The organism is Micromonospora sp. LHW51205 (genome assembly GCF_003315815.1).
Taxonomy (GTDB): domain Bacteria; phylum Actinomycetota; class Actinomycetes; order Mycobacteriales; family Micromonosporaceae; genus Micromonospora; species Micromonospora chalcea.
Genome location: NZ_QMEZ01000005.1, coordinates 459586 through 477292, shown reverse-complemented (window position 1 = coordinate 477292; position 17707 = coordinate 459586). Strand labels below are relative to the sequence as shown.

Annotated in this window: 14 protein-coding genes; 8 read left to right on the top strand and 6 right to left on the bottom strand. The window is 72.7% G+C overall.

Going from position 1 to position 17707, the window contains the following annotated elements:
* The first annotated feature begins 50 nt into the window (after positions 1–50).
* Entirely contained in the window at positions 51–1481 is a 1431-nt protein-coding gene (locus DQE82_RS21670; protein ID WP_104114936.1) for an MFS transporter, read from the top strand.
* A 52-nt stretch (positions 1482–1533) separates the two neighbouring features.
* Here DQE82_RS21670 and leuA read toward each other — a convergent pair whose 3' ends face one another.
* The gene (gene leuA / locus DQE82_RS21665) at positions 1534–3279 is read right to left on the bottom strand and encodes a 2-isopropylmalate synthase (RefSeq protein ID WP_113973603.1); all 1746 of its coding nucleotides are present in this window, start codon (positions 3277–3279) and stop codon (positions 1534–1536) included.
* A 238-nt stretch (positions 3280–3517) separates the two neighbouring features.
* On the bottom strand, positions 3518–4792 hold the full coding sequence (locus DQE82_RS21660; RefSeq protein ID WP_113973602.1) for an MFS transporter: 1275 nt from the start codon (positions 4790–4792) through the stop codon (positions 3518–3520).
* A 71-nt stretch (positions 4793–4863) separates the two neighbouring features.
* On the opposite strand from DQE82_RS21660, the gene DQE82_RS21655 reads away from it, so the two are divergent.
* Entirely contained in the window at positions 4864–5850 is a 987-nt protein-coding gene (locus tag DQE82_RS21655) for an ArsR family transcriptional regulator (protein ID WP_113973601.1), read from the top strand.
* 10 nt (positions 5851–5860) lie between these two features.
* Here DQE82_RS21655 and DQE82_RS21650 read toward each other — a convergent pair whose 3' ends face one another.
* Positions 5861–6625: a hypothetical protein gene (locus DQE82_RS21650; RefSeq protein ID WP_051611336.1), complete on the bottom strand. Its 765-nt coding sequence runs from the start codon at positions 6623–6625 to the stop codon at positions 5861–5863.
* A 238-nt stretch (positions 6626–6863) separates the two neighbouring features.
* Between DQE82_RS21650 and DQE82_RS21645 the strand changes: the two genes are divergently transcribed.
* Together DQE82_RS21645 and DQE82_RS21640 are read left to right on the top strand one after the other, a co-directional pair.
* Entirely contained in the window at positions 6864–8129 is a 1266-nt protein-coding gene (locus tag DQE82_RS21645) for an aspartate kinase (protein ID WP_030502103.1), read from the top strand.
* A 6-nt stretch (positions 8130–8135) separates the two neighbouring features.
* On the top strand, positions 8136–9194 hold the full coding sequence (locus tag DQE82_RS21640) for an aspartate-semialdehyde dehydrogenase (protein ID WP_113973600.1): 1059 nt from the start codon (positions 8136–8138) through the stop codon (positions 9192–9194).
* A gap of 99 nt (positions 9195–9293) precedes the next feature.
* Here the strand turns inward: DQE82_RS21640 and DQE82_RS21635 are convergent, their stop codons facing one another.
* Entirely contained in the window at positions 9294–10745 is a 1452-nt protein-coding gene (locus DQE82_RS21635; protein WP_104114932.1) for a diguanylate cyclase domain-containing protein, read from the bottom strand.
* Positions 10746–10923: 178 nt separating this feature from the next.
* On the opposite strand from DQE82_RS21635, the gene DQE82_RS21630 reads away from it, so the two are divergent.
* The 3 genes from DQE82_RS21630 (at position 10924) to DQE82_RS21620 (ending at position 14552) form a co-directional block, all read left to right on the top strand.
* Positions 10924–11703 (top strand): phosphodiesterase, encoded by a 780-nt coding sequence (locus DQE82_RS21630; protein WP_043327850.1) that lies wholly within the window; start codon positions 10924–10926, stop codon positions 11701–11703.
* Between the two features lie 11 nt (positions 11704–11714).
* Positions 11715–12494, top strand: coding sequence for a histone deacetylase (locus DQE82_RS21625; RefSeq protein WP_231915504.1), 780 nt, complete (start codon positions 11715–11717; stop codon positions 12492–12494).
* 315 nt (positions 12495–12809) lie between these two features.
* Positions 12810–14552: a bifunctional UDP-sugar hydrolase/5'-nucleotidase gene (locus DQE82_RS21620; protein WP_064446808.1), complete on the top strand. Its 1743-nt coding sequence runs from the start codon at positions 12810–12812 to the stop codon at positions 14550–14552.
* 83 nt (positions 14553–14635) lie between these two features.
* Here DQE82_RS21620 and DQE82_RS21615 read toward each other — a convergent pair whose 3' ends face one another.
* Positions 14636–15925, bottom strand: a complete 1290-nt coding sequence (locus tag DQE82_RS21615; protein WP_113973599.1) for an MFS transporter — start codon at positions 15923–15925, stop codon at positions 14636–14638.
* Between the two features lie 110 nt (positions 15926–16035).
* On the opposite strand from DQE82_RS21615, the gene DQE82_RS21610 reads away from it, so the two are divergent.
* On the top strand, positions 16036–16509 hold the full coding sequence (locus DQE82_RS21610) for a hypothetical protein (RefSeq protein WP_233514733.1): 474 nt from the start codon (positions 16036–16038) through the stop codon (positions 16507–16509).
* A gap of 74 nt (positions 16510–16583) precedes the next feature.
* Here the strand turns inward: DQE82_RS21610 and DQE82_RS21605 are convergent, their stop codons facing one another.
* Complete coding sequence (locus tag DQE82_RS21605; protein ID WP_043330855.1) at positions 16584–17687, bottom strand: calcium:proton antiporter; 1104 nt, start codon at positions 17685–17687, stop codon at positions 16584–16586.
* Positions 17688–17707 lie beyond the last annotated feature (20 nt).

Here is a 17707-nt window from a genome sequence, read left to right as displayed (position 1 = left end):
TTTCTGCGATTCGTGGCGTCGAGGATGGGCGGCGGGCAGAGTGGTGAGACGTGACCGCACCCGCACCCGCTCCCGCGCTGCGTACCGGCTCCGCCGCCGGACGCGGCACGCTGCTCGCCGCGATCCTCGCCTCCGGCATGGTGTTCCTCGACAGCACTGTCGTCAACGTCGCGCTGCCGCGCCTCGGCGCGGAGCTGGACGCCACCGTCGCCGGTCTGCAGTGGACCGTGAACGGCTACCTGCTCATGCTTGCCGCGTTCGTGCTGCTCGGCGGCGCGCTCGGGGACCGGTTCGGGCGGCGGCGCATCTTCCTGCTCGGCGTGGTCTGGTTCGCGGTGGCGTCGGTGCTCTGCGGGCTCGCCCAGGACACCGGCTGGCTCATCGCCGCCCGGTTCCTCCAGGGCGCAGGCGGGGCGCTGCTCACCCCCGGGTCGCTGTCGGTGCTCCAGGCCAGCTTCCACCCGGACGACAGAGGCCGGGCCATCGGCACCTGGTCCGGACTGTCCGGCGTGTCCACAGCGCTCGGCCCGCTGCTCGGCGGCTGGCTCATCGACACGCTCTCCTGGCGGTGGATCTTCTTCGTCAACCTGCCGTTGGCCGTGGGCGTGGTGTTCGCCGCGCTGCGCTGGGTGCCGGAGAGCCGCGACGAGGCGGCGTCTCGTACCGGAAAGGGGCGGCGGTTCGACGTGGCCGGTGCGCTGCTCGGCGCGCTCGCGCTCGGCGGAGTCACGTACGCGCTGATCGACGCCCCGGCGCGCGGCGCCTCCCCGGCGGTGCTGGTCGCGGCGGTGCTCGGGGTGGTCGCCGTGGTGGTGTTCGTGCTGGTCGAGCGGCGGCGTGGCGACACCGCGATGCTGCCCACCGGGCTGTTCTCCAGCCGGCTGTTCTCCGTGCTGAACGTCTTCACCGTCGTGGTGTACGCCGCGCTCGGCGGGTTCACCTTCTTCCTCGCCGTCTACCTGCAGAACGTGGTCGGCTGGTCGGCGCTGCTCACCGGCCTGGCCACAGTGCCGATGACGGTGCTGCTGCTGGTCGGCTCGCCGCGCGCGGGCGCGCTGTCGGCCCGCATCGGTCCCCGGCTGCCGCTCACCGTCGGCCCGGTGATCGCCGCCGTGGGTCTGCTGCTGCTGCGCCGGGTCGGGCCTGGTGCGTCGTACTGGGTGGACGTGCTGCCGGGCGTGGCGCTGTTCGGCGCCGGGCTCACGCTCGTGGTCGCGCCGCTGACCACGTCGGTGCTCGGCGCGGTCTCGGACCGGTTCGCCGGGGTGGCGAGCGGCTTCAACAACGCCGCGTCCCGGGCCGGCGGTCTGCTCGCGGTGGCCGCGCTGCCGCTGCTGGTCGGGCTGTCCGGCACCGGGTACGAGCAGAAGGGCGCGCTGGCAGGCGCGTACCGGGGGGCGTTGGCGTGGTGCGCGGGGCTGCTGCTCGCCGGCGCGGTGCTAGCCGCCGTGCTGATCCACCGCCCCGGGCGGAAGCGTTAAGAAGGGCCCCCTCCTATGCAGAATGCGTTAAGAAGGGGCCCTTCCTTACACCTCAGGCGCGGGTGCGGTTCACCGCGCTCGTGACCGCCTTGATCGAGGCGGTCACGATGTTCGCGTCCACCCCGACGCCCCACACCGTACGGCCGTCCACCTCGCACTCCACGTACGCGGCGGCCTGCGCGTCCCCACCGGAGGACAGCGCGTGCTCGTGGTAGTCGAGCACCCGTACCGCCACGCCCAGGGACTGCAGCGCGTTGACGTACGCGTCGATCGGGCCGTTACCGACGGAGGTCAGCGCGCGGGTCTCCCCGCCGAAGCCGACGCGGGCGTCGATCTCGACCTTGCCGTCGACGGTGCCGATGGTGTACTCGGCCAGCTTCACGGCCGGGTCGACCTGGTGGTCGACCAGGTAGTTGCGGGCGAAGATCTCCCACATCGCGCCCGGCTCGACCTCGCCGCCGTCGTGGTCGGTGACCTGCTGCACCACGCCGGAGAACTCGATCTGGAGGCGGCGCGGCAGGTCGAGCTGGTGCTCGGTCTTCATGATGTACGCGACGCCGCCCTTGCCGGACTGCGAGTTGACCCGGATGACCGCCTCGTAGGTGCGGCCCAGGTCCTTCGGGTCGATCGGCAGGTAGGGCACCGCCCAGGTGAAGTCGTCCACCGGCACCCCGGCCGCCGCCGCGTCGGCGTTCAGCGCGGCGAAGCCCTTGTTGATCGCGTCCTGGTGGGAGCCGGAGAACGCGGTGTAGACCAGGTCGCCCGCGTACGGGTGGCGCTCGTGCACCGGCAGCTGGTTGCAGTACTCGACGGCGCGCTTGATCTCGTCGATGTTCGAGAAGTCGATCATCGGGTCGATGCCCTGGGAGAACATGTTCAGGCCCAGCGTCACCAGGTCGACGTTGCCGGTGCGCTCACCGTTGCCGAACAGGCAGCCCTCGATCCGGTCCGCGCCGGCCAGCAGGCCCAGCTCGGCGGCGGCCACGCCGGTGCCCCGGTCGTTGTGCGGGTGCAGGCTCAGCACCAGGCTGTCCCGCCGGGGCAGACGCCGGTGCATCCACTCAATCGAGTCGGCGTAGACGTTCGGCATCGCCATCTCGACCGTGGCCGGCAGGTTGATGATCAGCTTCCGGTCCGGCGTCGGGTCGATCACGTCGATCACCGCCGAGCAGACCTCCAGCGCGTACTCCAGCTCGGTGCCCGTGTACGACTCCGGCGAGTACTCGTAGTGGATGTCGGTGTCCGGGGTGTGGATCTCCGCGTACTTCTGGCACAGCCGCGCGCCCTGGGTGGCGATGTCGGTGATGCCGTCGCGGTCCAGGCCGAAGACCACCCGGCGCTGCAGCGTCGAGGTGGAGTTGTAGAAGTGCACGATGGCCCGGCGGGCGCCGCGCAGCGACTCGAAGGTCCGCTCGATCAGGTGCTCCCGGCACTGGGTCAGCACCTGGATGGTGACGTCCTCCGGGATCAGGTCCTGCTCGATCAGCTGCCGTACGAAGTCGTAGTCGGTCTGGCTGGCCGACGGGAAGCCGACCTCGATCTCCTTGTAGCCCATCTGCACCAGGAGCTGGAACATCCGCCGCTTGCGCTCGGGCGACATCGGGTCGATCAGCGCCTGGTTGCCGTCGCGGAGGTCGACTGCGCACCAGCGGGGCGCGGCCTCGACGCGGCGGGTGGGCCAGGAGCGGTCCGGCAGGTCGACGCCGAACTCACGGTCGTACGGGACGTAGCGGTGGACCGGCATCCGGCTGGGGCGCTGGCTGGCGAACGGATCGGTGGCGGTGACAGGTTGAGCCATCTCGGAGTGCTCCCTGGAACATGTGGCGTCAGCAGATCGGAAAGGTGTCGGCGGAATGCCGGGCGACGGTGCGCGGCGGTGCCGAGAAGAAGATCGGATGTGCTGGACGGCGCGTAGCGACTCCGCGACGAGGTGCCGGCCGGTCAGGCCTCGTCGCGGCAGCCAAGGAGAAGGTACGCGCGCCACATGACAAGGTCACCCTACGTGGTGGGACGTGCGGTGGGAAGGCTGGTCCGGACTATGGGACCAGAGTCACGGAGCCGGAGGGCTTCGCCACGTCCGGTAGCCGAGGTGTCCGTTCCGCCCGGGTCACCGCGGGCACGATCGCCAGTCCGACGAGGATGAAGATCGCCGCGGCCGGGTACCAGCCCCAGCCGCCGGTGCTCACGCCGAGCGCGGTCAGCCCGGCCGGAGCGATCAGGAACTGCAACTGGGAGCCGAGCCCGAACGCGCCGACATACGCGCCGCGCTGAGCGGCGGGTGGCAGCGTGGCGGTGAGTCCCCAGGCGCCCGCCGACTCGATCAGCTCCGCCAGGATGAGCAGCGTCGCGGCGGCCACCAGCGCGACCACGGTGAGCGCTCCCCGGGTCGCGCCGGAAATCGGCAGGACCAGGCAGAACAGGGCGATCAAAACCGCGCCCCGACGGGACGCCCGGGCCGCGCCCGGCGCGTCGTCCGCGCCCCGGCTGGCGCGTACCTGGAACAGCACGATCAGCACGGTGTTGAGCAGCACCAGCCCGGCGATGATCGTCTTCGGCGCGTCGGTGTGGGTGAGGATCCACAGCGGCATCACCGTCAGGTAGAGCGTCTGGTGCGCGGTGAGCAGCCCGGAGAGCAGCGCGACGGTCATGAACGGCCGGTCCCGCAGCACCGCCAGCCGGCTCATCGGCTCGGCCGTGCGGGTCACCTCCGGCAGTCGCGGCAGCCGGCGGACGAAACCGGCGGTCACCAGGAAGACCACGGCGATAAACCAGACCATCAGGCGGTACGCCCAGATCGTGTCGACGGCCAGCACCAGGCCGCTGATCAGCGCGCCGATCCCGAAGCCGACGTTCAGCGAGGAGCGCTGGTAGGCCATGGCGGTGACCCGTTCCTCCGGGCGCAGCACGTTGATCGAGTAGACCTGGCGGGCCACGCCGGTCGCCGCGCCCGTCACGGCCAGCGCGATCACCACCGCGAGGAACCCGGCGAAGCCGCCGACGAACGGGTACGCGGCGAACAGCGCCGCGTCCAGCAGCAGGCAGACGATCCACACCCGCTGCGGCCCGTACCGGTCGGTGAGCCCGCCCAGCGGCACGGTGCCGAGCAGGGACGCCCCGGCGGCGAGGGAGAGGCCGAGACCCACCTGGGCCGGGCTCAGCCCGAGCGCCCGGGTGAAGAAGACGGCGCTGCCCGCCTGGAACAGTCCGGTGCCGACGGCGTAGACCATCGCCTGCACGGCCAGGGCGCGGGTCAGCCCGGCCGGTGGTACGACGTCGCGGACGGCGGTGCGGATGCTCTCTCTGGCCCCCATGACCGGTGAGCAGATCGTGCCCCCCACGTGCCGGTCGAGCCTTTTAGGCTGAGCCGAATCGGGGGGTGCGCATGTCCGAGTTGCGGTTCACGCTGGCCGACGTCGCGGGCGTGCGGTTCGGTGTGTCGCCGGCCAACGAGACGGTCATGAGCATGTGGGCGCTTGCCGCTCCGGCCCGCTATCCGGTGCACCTGCCGTGGATCGACCGGGCCCGGGCGACGCTGCGCCGCCCGGAGGTGGCCGAGCGCGTCGCTCCGCTGGTGCATCTCACCCTGCCGCGCCGCTGGCTGCCCGACTTCCTCACCCCGGCGGCCCGCCCGGGGGTGGAGATGGACGGCCAGCTCGACCAGATCGCCGCGACGCCGCCCGACGTGGTGGTCCGGGACCTGCTGGCGACCACGCCGAGCGGGCCGCTGCGCCCGTTCGGGCGGGCGTTGCTCGCCGACCCGGCCGAGCTGTTGCCGCGGCTCGTCGAGGCGATGCGGTTCTGGTACGACGAGGCGATCGCCCCGGACTGGCCGCGGATGCGAGCGGTGCTCGACGCCGACGTCGCGTACCGGGCGGCCCAGCTCGCCGAGGGCGGGACGGGGAATCTGTTCGAGCGGCTCCACCCTGGCCTGCGGTGGCTCGGCGACCGGGTGGTCAGCGACGACCCGTTCGAGCGGGACTTCGACCTGCGGGGGCGAGGGCTGGCGTTGAACCCGAGCGTGTTCAGCCGCCAGCGGGTGCTGTGGAACCTGCTGGAGGACTCGTTGCCGGCCGCGGCGTACCCGGTTCGGGCGGTCGGGACGCTGTGGGAACGCGGACCTGAACCGGCCGGCGACGCGCTCGCCCGGGTGGTCGGCGGCGGTCGGGCCGCCCTGCTGAACCTGCTCGACGCGGCGACGACCACCACGGACCTCGCCCGGCTCACCGGGCTGTCCGCCGGGAACGTGTCCCAGCACCTCTCCGCGCTGCACGCCGCCGGTCTCGTCACCCGGTCCCGCGCCGGGCGGCACGTGCTCTACCGCAACACCGAGGTCGGTGCCGCGTTGCTCCGCGCCGCGCGTGGCGGCTGAGCGGAACGCGTCACGGCGCTCCCGGGCTCGGGGCGTCCCGGCTCACCGGCTCGCCGTCGGTCACCGCGCCGGCCAGCTCGACGGTGCCCGGCGCGGCGCCGGGCTCGCCGGTCAGCGTCAGCGTGCCGAAGCCGGCCCGGACCGCCGCCGGTGTGCCGTCCTCCCGGAAGCAGTAGATGCCCACGTCCAGCGGCGCGTTCAGCGAGGCGGAGGTCGTGTCGACCGAGTAGCACCGGCCGGTGACGCCGGGCAGCGGCGCGGCGGGGGAGACAGCGAGCGGCGCGCGCCTGTCGGTCAGCACCTCCAGCCAGTCGGTGAACGGGTGCTGCACGCGGGGGTCGAGCCGGCGGGGTACCGCGTCGTCGGCGTCGCCGAGCCGGACACAGCTGGCCGCCTGCGTCCAGCCGGCCGAGGGCAGCGCGCACTGGAACAGCCCGTCGGAGGTGGCGGCGAGCGAGACGTCCACCGTCCCGTCCCGCCCCCAGCCGGGCACGTCGACCCGCCAGCTGCCGTCGTTGGCGCTGGTCACCGCCACCGTGCGGGGAGCGCCTTCGGCCGGGGTGAAGGAGTACGCGGCGGTGTGGTGCCGGTCCTGCGCGGCGGCGGCCAGCCCGGCCAGCTCGTCGCGGGCGGCGTCCACCTGCACCGGCACCGGGTCGGCGGAGCCGGTGGGCGCCGTCTCGGGCCGGTCGTTCACACAGGCGGCCAGCAGCGTCGGCAGGATGAGCGCGAGCGCGCCGGTCGCCCGGCGGGCCGCGCGTCGATGAGCGTGCACCGGCTCATTCTGCGTCGTCCGGGCGGCCGCGGACAGCCCACCGTACGGCTGTACCGCTTGGCGTGTCGCGTACTCCCGGGCTGGTGAGCCGCCCCACGCCGGGGCCGGATGGTGGGATCACCCGACCCGGCGTCGCGGGCCGCCCGATAGGCTGAGGCGGTCTGACACGCGCCGCCGGACCGAGAAACCCGGCGGCGTCGGCACGCTCAGGGTCGTCGCTGGGAGGGAGTGCACCGTCGTGGCACTCGTGGTGCAGAAGTACGGCGGGTCCTCCGTCGCCAACGCCGAGCGGATCAAGCGGGTGGCCGAGCGCATCGTGGCCGCGCGCAAGGCCGGCGACGACGTGGTCGTGGTGGTGTCCGCCATGGGCGACACCACCGACGAGCTGCTCGACCTCGCCAACCAGGTCAGCCCGCTGCCGCCCGGCCGCGAGCTGGACATGCTGCTCACCGCCGGGGAGCGGATCTCCATGGCGCTGCTCGCCATGGCCATCCACAACCTGGGGTACGAGGCCCGCTCGTTCACCGGTTCCCAGGCGGGCGTGATCACCACCTCGGTGCACGGCCGGGCCCGGATCATCGACGTGACCCCGGGGCGGCTCAAGGGCGCGCTGGACGAGGGCGCGGTGGTCATCGTCGCCGGCTTCCAGGGCGTCTCGCAGGACACCAAGGACGTCACCACGCTCGGGCGGGGCGGCTCGGACACCACCGCCGTGGCGCTCGCCGCCGCGCTGGAGGCGGACGTCTGCGAGATCTACACCGACGTGGACGGCATCTTCACCGCCGACCCGCGGATCGTGCCGAACGCCCGGCACATCACCCGGATCACCTACGAGGAGATGCTGGAGCTGGCCGCCTGCGGCGCGAAGGTGCTGCATCTGCGCAGCGTCGAGTACGCGCGGCGCGCGGGCTTGCCGATCCACGTCCGTTCGTCATACTCGACCAACACCGGCACGATGGTCACCGGATCGATGGAGGACCTTCCTGTGGAACAGGCACTGATCACCGGGGTCGCCCACGACCGCAGCGAAGCGAAGATCACGATCGTCGGCGTGCCCGACGAGCCGGGCGCCGCCGCGCGCATCTTCGACACGGTCGCCGGCGCGGAGATCAACATCGACATGATCGTGCAGAACGTGTCCACCGAGGGCACCGGCCGCACCGACATCTCGTTCACGCTGCCCAAGGCGGACGGCCCGACCGCGATGACCGCGCTCAGCAAGATCCAGGAGACGGTCAAGTTCAAGGGCCTGCTCTACGACGACCACGTCGGCAAGGTCAGCCTGATCGGCGCCGGCATGCGCTCGCACCCGGGCGTGGCCGCCGGCTTCTTCGCCGCCCTCGGCGCGGCCGGCGTCAACATCGAGATGATCTCCACCTCGGAGATCCGGGTCTCCGTGGTCTGCCGCGACACCGACCTGGACAAGGCGGTCCGCGCCATCCACGACGCCTTCGAGCTGGGTGGTGACACCGAAGCCGTCGTCTACGCCGGCACCGGGCGGTAACGCGCCGTGGCGTCGCTGCCCACCCTCGCCGTGGTCGGGGCGACAGGTGCCGTCGGTACGGTGATGTGCCAGATCCTCTCCTCCCGGCGCAACGTGTGGGGCGAGATCCGGCTGCTCGCCTCCGAGCGGTCGGCCGGCCGGCGCGTGCAGTGCCGGGGCGAGGAGTTGACCGTCCAGGCCCTCACCGCGGACGCTCTCGACGGCGTCGACGTGGCCATGTTCGACGTGCCGGACGACGTCTCGGCGCAGTGGGCCCCGGTCGCTGTCTCGCGCGGCGCGGTGGTCGTCGACAACTCCGGCGCGTTCCGGATGGACCGCGACGTGCCGCTCGTCGTCCCCGAGATCAACCCCGACCAGGTACGCAACCGACCCCGGGGCATCATCGCCAACGCCAACTGCACCACGCTGGCCATGATCGTGGCGATCGCCCCGCTGCACCGCGCGTACGGCCTGCGCGAGCTGGTGCTCGCGTCGTACCAGGCGGTGTCCGGGGCCGGGCAGGCCGGCGTGGACGCGCTGCACCTGCAGCTCGGCAAGATCGCCGGGGACCGGGCGCTCGGCTCCCGCGCCGGCGACGTGCGCCAGGCCGTCGGCGACGAGCTGGGTCCGTTCCCGGCGCCGCTGGCGCTCAACGTCGTACCGTGGGCGGGCTCGCTCGCAGACGACGGCTGGTCGTCGGAGGAGTTGAAGCTCCGCAACGAGTCCCGCAAGATCCTCGGGCTGCCCGACCTCAAGGTCTCCGCCACCTGCGTACGGGTGCCGGTGGTGACCGGTCACTCGGTCGCCGTGCACGCGGTCTTCGCCACCGAGGTGGACGCCGAGGAAGCCCGCGAGGTGCTGCGCAACGCGCCGGGCGTGATCCTGGTCGACGACCCGGCGTCCGGGGAGTTCCCGATGCCGATCGACGCGGTCGGCACCGACCCGTCCTGGGTGGGCCGCATCCGCCGCGCGGTCGACGACCCGAGAGCCCTCGACCTTTTCGTGACCGGCGACAACCTCCGCAAGGGCGCCGCCCTGAACACGGCCCAGATCGCCGAACTCCTCGCCAGGGAACTCACCGCCTAGCCCCTCGATCTTGCACTTCACGCCCTGGCATAAGGGGCAAATGCCCCGTGCTTCGGGCCGCAAGTGCAAGATCGCGGGATCGCGGGGGAGAAGGTGGGGTCAGGCGGCGGAGAGGTGGACTCCGTCTCGGCCGTGGCGCTTGACCGCGTAGAGGGCCTGATCGGCTCGGTGCAGGGTGCGCTCGGGGGACTCGCCGGGCCGCGGCAGCGCGATGCCGACGCTGATCGTCCGGCCGGTGCGACGGGCCGCCTCGGTGAGCCGCTCGGCGATCCGGACCGCCTCCTCCGGGCGGCTCACCTCGATCACCGCCACGAACTCGTCCCCGCCGGTCCGGTACAGCTCGTCGCCCTGGCGCAGCGCGCCCTCCAGTGCCCGGGCCAGCCCCACCAGCAACCGGTCGCCGGCCTGGTGGCCGTACGTGTCGTTGACGTCCTTGAACCCGTCCACGTCGATCGCCAGCAGGGCGGTACGCCCCGGCGTGGCGGTGGCGATCCGCTGCCCGAACGGGCCGGTGTGCCGTAGCCCGGTGAGCGGGTCGGAGCTGGCCTGCTCGCGCAGCCGGGCGAGCGTACGCAGCCGGTCCAGGCAGGTCCACGCCTGCCCGGCGAGCAGTTCGATCAGGTTGACAGTGGTCGGGTCGGGGCGCAGGCGCTGCTCGTCGGCGACCAGCAGCACGCCGCCGGCAGCCGGCGTGCCGACCGGCACCGCCACCAGTGTGCGCGCGCCCGCCCGGGTCAGCGGCAGGTACTCCTCGGTGGGCGGGTGCCCCGCCTCGCCCAGCGTGTACGCCGAGCCGTACCGGTGGGCCCGGTCGATCATGCGGTCCAGCGCGGCCGGGCCGGCCTCGGCCAGCTCGGCGCGGATGCGTGTCTCCAACTCGCCGGGGGTGTCGGTGGGCGCGCCGAGGCGTGGGCCGCTCCGCCCGGTGAGGACCAGCACGGCGGCGGAGAGCGCCGACACGTCCCGGGCCGCGGCGAGCGCGGCGGTCATCAGGTCCCAGTCGGTCGGGGCGGCGGTGAACGCGGCGGCGTGCCGGAGCAGCTTCTCGCTGCGGCTCTCGGCCGGTGACCCGCCGAGCGCGGCGATCCGCCCGCCGAGGCGGTCGGCCACCAGTTCGGCGGTCTCCCGCCACGCCGCGAGCGGGACGGGCTCGCACCACTGCAGGTCGAGCACGCCGATGGGCCGGCCGTCCGGGTCACGTACCGGAACGCAGAGTTCGGCGGTGACGTCCGGCCGGACCGGCAGGTAGTCGGGGTCGGCGCTCACGTCGGGCACGACGGCGGTCACCCCGGAGGCGTACACCCGACGCACCACCGAGGGTTCGGGTCGGTGGCGGGCGGGCGCGTCGGCGGTCGCCGGGACGTGCGAGAAGACCTGCCACGCGCCGGTGGCGGCGACGCAGCGCAGACGGTCGTGGACCCGGAGCAGGACGGCGGCGGTCGCCGGGGTGTGCCGGGCGAGCGCGGCGACCGTCCACTGGCACGCCTCCGGGACGGTGGACGCCGTGGGGAGGCGCACCGTGACGTCGCGGAGTACTCGCTCGTGATCCACGTCGTTCCTGCTCGGAGGGGGTAGGTCGCGATCAAGCGTACTCAGCGCGACCGTCACCGACCTTCGTACACATGTGCTATCCACAGGCTGTGGACGCAGCCTGTGGGCGGGATCGGGCCTGCGCGGGGAGGGCGCGCGGCGATAGCGTGAGGGCCCGGGCACTCCGAGGAGGCGGCCGATGCTCATCGCCCAGCTCAGCGACCCGCACGTGACCACCGGCCCGCTCGCGGCCGACCCGGCGTCCGGGTTGCACCGGGCGCTCGGCACGGTGCTCGCGCTGCGTCCCCGGCCCGACTGCGTGGTGATCACCGGCGACCTGACCGCCAACGGGCGGCCGGACGAATACCTCGCCCTGCGCGAGATCGTCGGCGCGTTCCCGCTGCCGGTGCACCTGGCCACCGGCAACCACGACGACCGCGAGTCGCTGCTCGACACGTTCGGCGGCACCCCCTACCTGGCCGGCGGCTTCTCGGCGCACTACCACGTCGACCTGCCGGACGCGACGCTCGTGGTGCTCGACTCGCTCACCCCGGGCAGCACCGGCGGCCGGCTCGGCGACGAGCAGCTCGCCTGGCTCGACGGGGTGCTCGGCGGGCGTACCGACGCGCCCGCCGTCGTGTGCCTGCACCATCCGCCGGTCGCGGTCGGCGTACCGGGCATGGACGCGATGGGCCTCGCGGACGCCGACGCGCTCGCCGCCGTGGTCGGCCGGCACCCCCATGTCGTACGCGTCGCCGCGGGGCACCTGCACCGCCAGGTGACAAGCGCGTTCGCCGGTACGGTGCTGACCGTCGCGCCGAGCACGTGGATCCAGGTGAGCCTGAGCATGTCCGACGAGGAGGAGCCGGGGTTCGTCGCCGAGCCGACGGCCTTCCTGCTGCACCTGGTCGCCGACGGCGGCTGCGTGACACACACCGTCCAGGTCAGCCACGCCGCCGGGCGCACCTGCTGGTTCTGACGGCGACGCCGATGCTCTGGTACGTCGCGTACGGCTCGAACCTGCACGCCGCCCGGCTCGACTGGTACCTGCGTGGTGGACGCCCACCCGGCGGGCTGCGCACGTACCCCGGCTGCCGGGACTGCCGGCCACCGCGCCGGACCGTCCCGGCGCTGATCCCCGGCGGGGTCTATTTCGCGGGCGAGTCGCGGGCCTGGACCGGCGGCATGGCGTTCTACGACCCGCAGCTGCCCGGCCGGGCGGCGGCGCGCGGCTACCTGGTGACCGTCGAGCAGTTCGCCGACATCGCGGCGCAGGAGATGTACCGGCCGCCGGGCGCCGACCTGGCCGGTATCCGCGCGGCGGTCGAGACCGGGCGGGCGAGGCTCGGGCCGGGCCGCTACGAGACGCTGCTGCGGGTCGGCGTCCGCGAAGGGCTGCCGATGCTCACGTTCACCGCGCCGCACCGCGCGGTGGAGGTGCCGTGGACCCGGCCCGCTCCGCTCTATCTCGGGATGCTGGCGCGCGGTCTGCGGGAGGCGCACGGCTGGGACACCGCGCGGATCGTCGGCTACCTGGCGGGCCGTCCGGGAGTCGCCGGGCGGTGGAACCGGCGGGCGTTGCGCGGGCTCGTCGCCGCCACCCACAGCCGGCTTTCGAACCGGCTCTCCGGGGCTTCGGTCGAATTCGGACAGTCCGTTGCGGATGTCGATCCGTCAGACGTGAACGACCGTTCGGCTCGCGATGGGTGTCCGCCAGGCGCTGATTCCGGCGAGGACGGTTGCCAGCGCAAGGAATTGCGCGTGACATGAGCGTCGGCGCCGGCTCCCTGTCCCTGGGAGCCGGCGCCCTTCACGACGCGGGCATCGACAGCGAGCGCCGCGCGGAAATTCACCAGACCGTCATGTCCGACTCGTCCGGCGGACCGGTACGGGTCTCCCACCACGTCGACGATTCCGAATGCCACCCCGGTCGACCTGAGGCCCGGTGGATGAGAAGCTACCCCCGAGCGGGGGTGGCGTTCCCCGATTGCCGCCTTCCACGATCGACCCCTGTCATGGCACGGACCAGGGCCACCGGGCGAACCATCGTCCGGACACCAGCATCGGTATCTCACGAGGAGTTCCATGTCCGTCACCGGGATGCGACGCCGGGCCGTAGTCGGCCTGGCCGCACTCGCCGCGACCGCGTTCACCGCTGTCGCCGTCACCCCCGACCAGGCCGAGGCGCGCCCGAAGCCGGTCGACGTCCAGCTGCTCGCGATCAACGACTTCCACGGCAACCTGGAGCCGCCGAGCGGGTCCAGCGGCACCATCGACGGCCAGCCGGCCGGTGGCGCGGAATACCTGGCCAGCCACCTGAAGTCGATGCGCGCCGAGGCCAAGAAGCAGGGCAAGGGCACCGTCACTGTCGCCGCCGGTGACCTGATCGGCGCCTCGCCGCTGCTGTCCGCCGCGTTCCACGACGAGCCGACCATCGAGGAGATGAACCTCGCCGGGCTGGAGTTCGCGAGCGTCGGCAACCACGAGTTCGACGAGGGCGCGGCCGAGCTGCTGCGCATGCAGCGCGGCGGCTGCCACCCGGTGGACGGCTGCGCCGACGGCACCCCGTTCGGCGGCGCCAAGTTCAAGTACCTCTCGGCGAACGCGTTCAAGACCTCCACCGGCCTGCCCCTGATGCAGCCGTTCGGCATCAAGATCGTCAAGGGTGTGCCGATCGGCTTCATCGGGATGACCCTGGAGGGCACCCCGAACATCGTCAGCCAGCAGGGCGTCGCCGGCCTGCGGTTCAGCGACGAGGCCGACACCGCCAACAAGTACGCCAAGATCCTGCGCCTGCTCGGCGTCAAGAGCATCGTCGTGCTGCTGCACGAGGGCGGCGTGCAGAACGGCGGCGGCATCAACGACTGCACCGGGTTCAGCGGCCCGATCGTCGACATCGCCAACCGGATGGACCCGTCCATCGACGTGATCGTCAGCGGGCACACCCACGCCGCGTACAACTGCAACATCAACGGCAAGCTGGTCACCAGCGCCAGCTCGTTCGGCCGCCTGGTCACCCAGATCGACCTGAAGATCGACCCGCGTACCCGCGACGTGGTGAGCGCGTCCGCGAACAACGTGGTGGTCACCCGGGACGTGGCGCCGGACAAGCCCTCGACCGACCTGATCAACCGGTACAAGACCGCGCTCGGCCCGGTGGCCGACCGGGTCGTCGGCGAGACCACCGCGGCGATCACCAAGACCCAGGAGAACCTGTACCAGACCGGGGTCGACGCCAACGGCAAGCCGACGTACCAGACCGGTGAGTCGCCACTGGGCAACCTGATCGCCGACGCGCAGCTCGCCGCGACCGACACCGAGCAGAACGCGGTCGCCGCGTTCATGAACCCCGGTGGCGTACGCGCTGACCTCGACGCCGGCCCGGTCACCTACGCCGAGGCGTTCACCGTGCAGCCGTTCGCCAACAACCTGGTGACGCTCGACCTGACCGGCGCGCAGCTCTACTGCATGCTGGAGCAGCAGTTCACAGTGGCGCGCGTGCTCTACGCGTCCTCGACCGTCAACTACGTCGTGGACGTCGACGGCACCACCGCGCCGGCCGGCACGCCGTGCGCCGGCACCCGGGTGGTCCGGGGCAGCCTCACCATCAACGGCACCCCGGTGACGGACACCGCCACCTACCGGGTCACCGTGAACAACTTCCTCGCCGGTGGCGGCGACGGCTTCAGCGTCCTGACCGGCGGCACCAACGCGGTGACCGGCCAGATCGACCTGGACGCCTTCACCGCGTACCTGACCGAGAAGTCGCCGGTCTCCCCGCCGGCGCTGGACCGGATCCGCACCACCACCGAGGTCGCCGCCGGCTGACCGCCGACCCCACCGCAGACGGGCCCCGGAGCGAATGCTGCGGGGCCCGTTCGCGTGTCAGGCCGCCGGGGACGTGTCCCGGGTCAGGTCGCCCGCGCGGGCTCGGGCTCCGGCGCCTCGGCGGCCGTCAGGCGGCCGTCCTGCGCGGCGGTGAGCAGCGGACGCAGCGACAGCGCGAGCAGCGAGGCGGCCAGGCAGCCGCCCACCACGACCGCCACCCAGACCCGGCCGTTCGCCGCGCCGATCAGCGGCCCGGCGGTGACCGGGCCGACCACACCGCTGATCCCGAAGATCATCGAGCTCATCGCGTTGTACCGGCCACGCAGCTCGTCGGTGGCGAGCGCGTTCGTGAGCGCGGGCATGACCGGAGACAGCATCGTCTCGCCGAACCCGAAGATCGCCGAGCAGGCCACCACGCCGAGCGCCGCGAGCAGCGCGTTGCCGCTGCCCACCACGCCGGCCGCGCCGAGCACCAGCCACGCGCCGGCGAACACCGCGCCGACGGTGGCCAGGGCACGGGTACGGCTGCGCCCCTCCAGCCGCCGGATCACCAGCAGCTGGGAGAGCACGATCATGACGGTGTTCGCGGCGAGCGCCCACGCCACCACGCGCGGCGTCACCTCGACCACCCGCACCGAGTACGCCGCGAAGCCCACCTCGATCTGCGCGTACCCGCAGGTGGTGAGCACCAGGCCGAAGATGACGAGGCGGCGGAACGGCCGGTCCCGCAGCACCGTGAGGTAGCCGCCGGTCCTCCGATCAGCGGCCGTCGCCCCCGTGGCCGCGACCGGCCGGCGCCCCACGTGCGGCAGCGTCAGCAGGATCAGTGCCGGCGTCAGGTAGCTCACCGCGTCCAGCAGGTAGATCACCTCGAACGTGACCGGACGGGCCACGTCGACCACCGCGCCGGAGATCAGGCCGCCCGTGCCGATACCGAGGTTGAGCAGCGCGAAGTTGAGCCCGAAGACGCGCTGCCGCTCGCCGTCGTCGGTGAGCGAGGCGAGGATCGTGTTCTGCCCGGCCCAGATCGCCGAGCTGCCGACGGCGATGAGCGTCATCACGCCGAACGCCGAGGCGGTCGAGTCGACGAGCGCCAGTGAGCCGACGCCGATCGCCTCGATCACCAGGCAGGGCAACACGACCCGGCGCGCGCCGAAGCGGTCGATGAACGTGCCGGCCAGCGGCGAGAGCGCCAGCGTGACAGCGCCGAACCAGCCGATCACCAGCCCGGCCCGGGTGTCGGTCAGGCCGCGTACGTCGGTGAGGTAGATGAACAGGAACGGCAGGGTGAGGCCGCGCCCGACCGCGGAGAACAGGGTGCCGAGCAGGATCCGGCGGGCTTCGGGACGGGCGGGCAGGGCGCGGCGCAGCATGGCAGGGATTCTGTGCTTCGGGTACGACTCTCGCGACCCGTTTACCCCTTACACACGCGGTCGCTGGGCCGGAAGGTGAGCGAACACACGTGCTCTGCCATGCTGACCCGGTGACGACGACCTGGCGGCACCTGCCCGCACCGGCCCGCGAGATCGCCGAGACGGCCACCGACGCGGTGGGCGCCGCGCAGGCCCGCGACGCCGAGACGTACGCCCCGGCCGTCGAGCGGCTGGCCACCGCCGACCGGTCCGGGCTTGTGCTCGGCGGTGTGGTCCGGCTGCTGCTGGAGGAGGGGCATCCGGACGGGCTGGACGGCGACGACGTACGCCAGGTGCTGGAACAGTGCGTCCGGTCGGCGGCGGCCTGGTGGCCCGACGTCGACCCGCACGTGCTGCTGGTGCTGCTGGCCGGGGCGCTCGGCGTCTACGACCCCGGTGACGACGAGAACCCGCCCGGCCCGGCGGCGGTCGCCCGGCACGCCCCGCTGCTCGTGGCCGACCTGCTGGCGGTCACCGGACGACCGTTCGCCGAGTACCTGACCGCCGCGTTCGCCGAGGTGGCGCGCACGGAGACGCACGACTGACGGACCCGTTGGCCGGCGGCTCACCGGCCGGCGGCTGGCGCGTCGGTTTACGGGCCCGCGGCTGGCGCGTCGGCCTACGGGCTCGCGGCCAGGAAGACGAACGCGGCGAGCAGCACCAGGTGCACGCCACCCTGGAGCACTGTGGCCCGACCCGGCACCACGGTGAGCACCGCTGTCACAGCGGTCAGCGCCAGCAGCGTCATCTGGGTGCCGCCCAGGCCCAGCATCAGCGGCCCGTCCAGCCAGATCGAGGCGATCGCGATGGCCGGGATGGTCAGGCCGATGCTGGCCATGGCCGAGCCGAGCGCGAGGTTGAGGCTGATCTGCACGCGGTCCCGCCGGGCCGCCCGGGCGGCGGCGAGCGTCTCCGGCAGCAGCACCAGCAGCGCGATGACCACGCCGACGAACGCCTGCGGCAGGTTCGCCGCGCTGACCGCGGTCTCGATCGCCGGGGAGATCGTCTTCGCGTCGCCGACCACCGCGACGAGCGCCACCACCAGCAGGGCCAGGCTGGCCAGGGCGGTACGTGTGGACGGCGGCTCGGCGTGGCCGTCGCCGGTCTTGTCCTCGGCGAGGATGCTGCCCTCCTGGGTGACCGGGAGGAAGTAGTCGCGGTGCCGGCCGGTCTGCACCATCACGAACAGCAGATAGAGGGCCAGCGAGGCGACCGCCGCGAAGGCGAGCTGGGCGGGGGAGAACTCCGGGCCCGGCCGGCTCGTGGTGAACGTCGGCACCACCATGCTGAGCGTGGCGAGCGTCGCAACCGTCGCCAGCGCCCCTCCGGTGCCCTCCGGATTGAACACCGCCACCTGCCGGCGCAGCGCGCCGAGCAGCAGCGACAGGCCGAGGATGCCGTTGCAGGTGATCATGACGGCGGCGAAGACGGTGTCCCGCGCCAGCGCCTGCGTCTTGTCCCCACCGCTGATCATCAGCGTGACGATCAGACCGACTTCGATCACGGTGACCGCCACCGCCAGCACGAGCGAGCCGTACGGCTCACCGACCTTGTGCGCCACCACCTCGGCGTGGTGTACGGCCGCCAGCACAGCCGCCGCGAGCAGGGCCGCCACCACGAAGATGAGCGGGCCGGGCAGCTCCCGTCCCCAGGTCATCACGAGCACGAGCACGGCGACCAGGGGCGCGACGGTGGTCCAATCGGTCAGGCGGGATCGGATCATCGGCGGCATGCGCATAACTT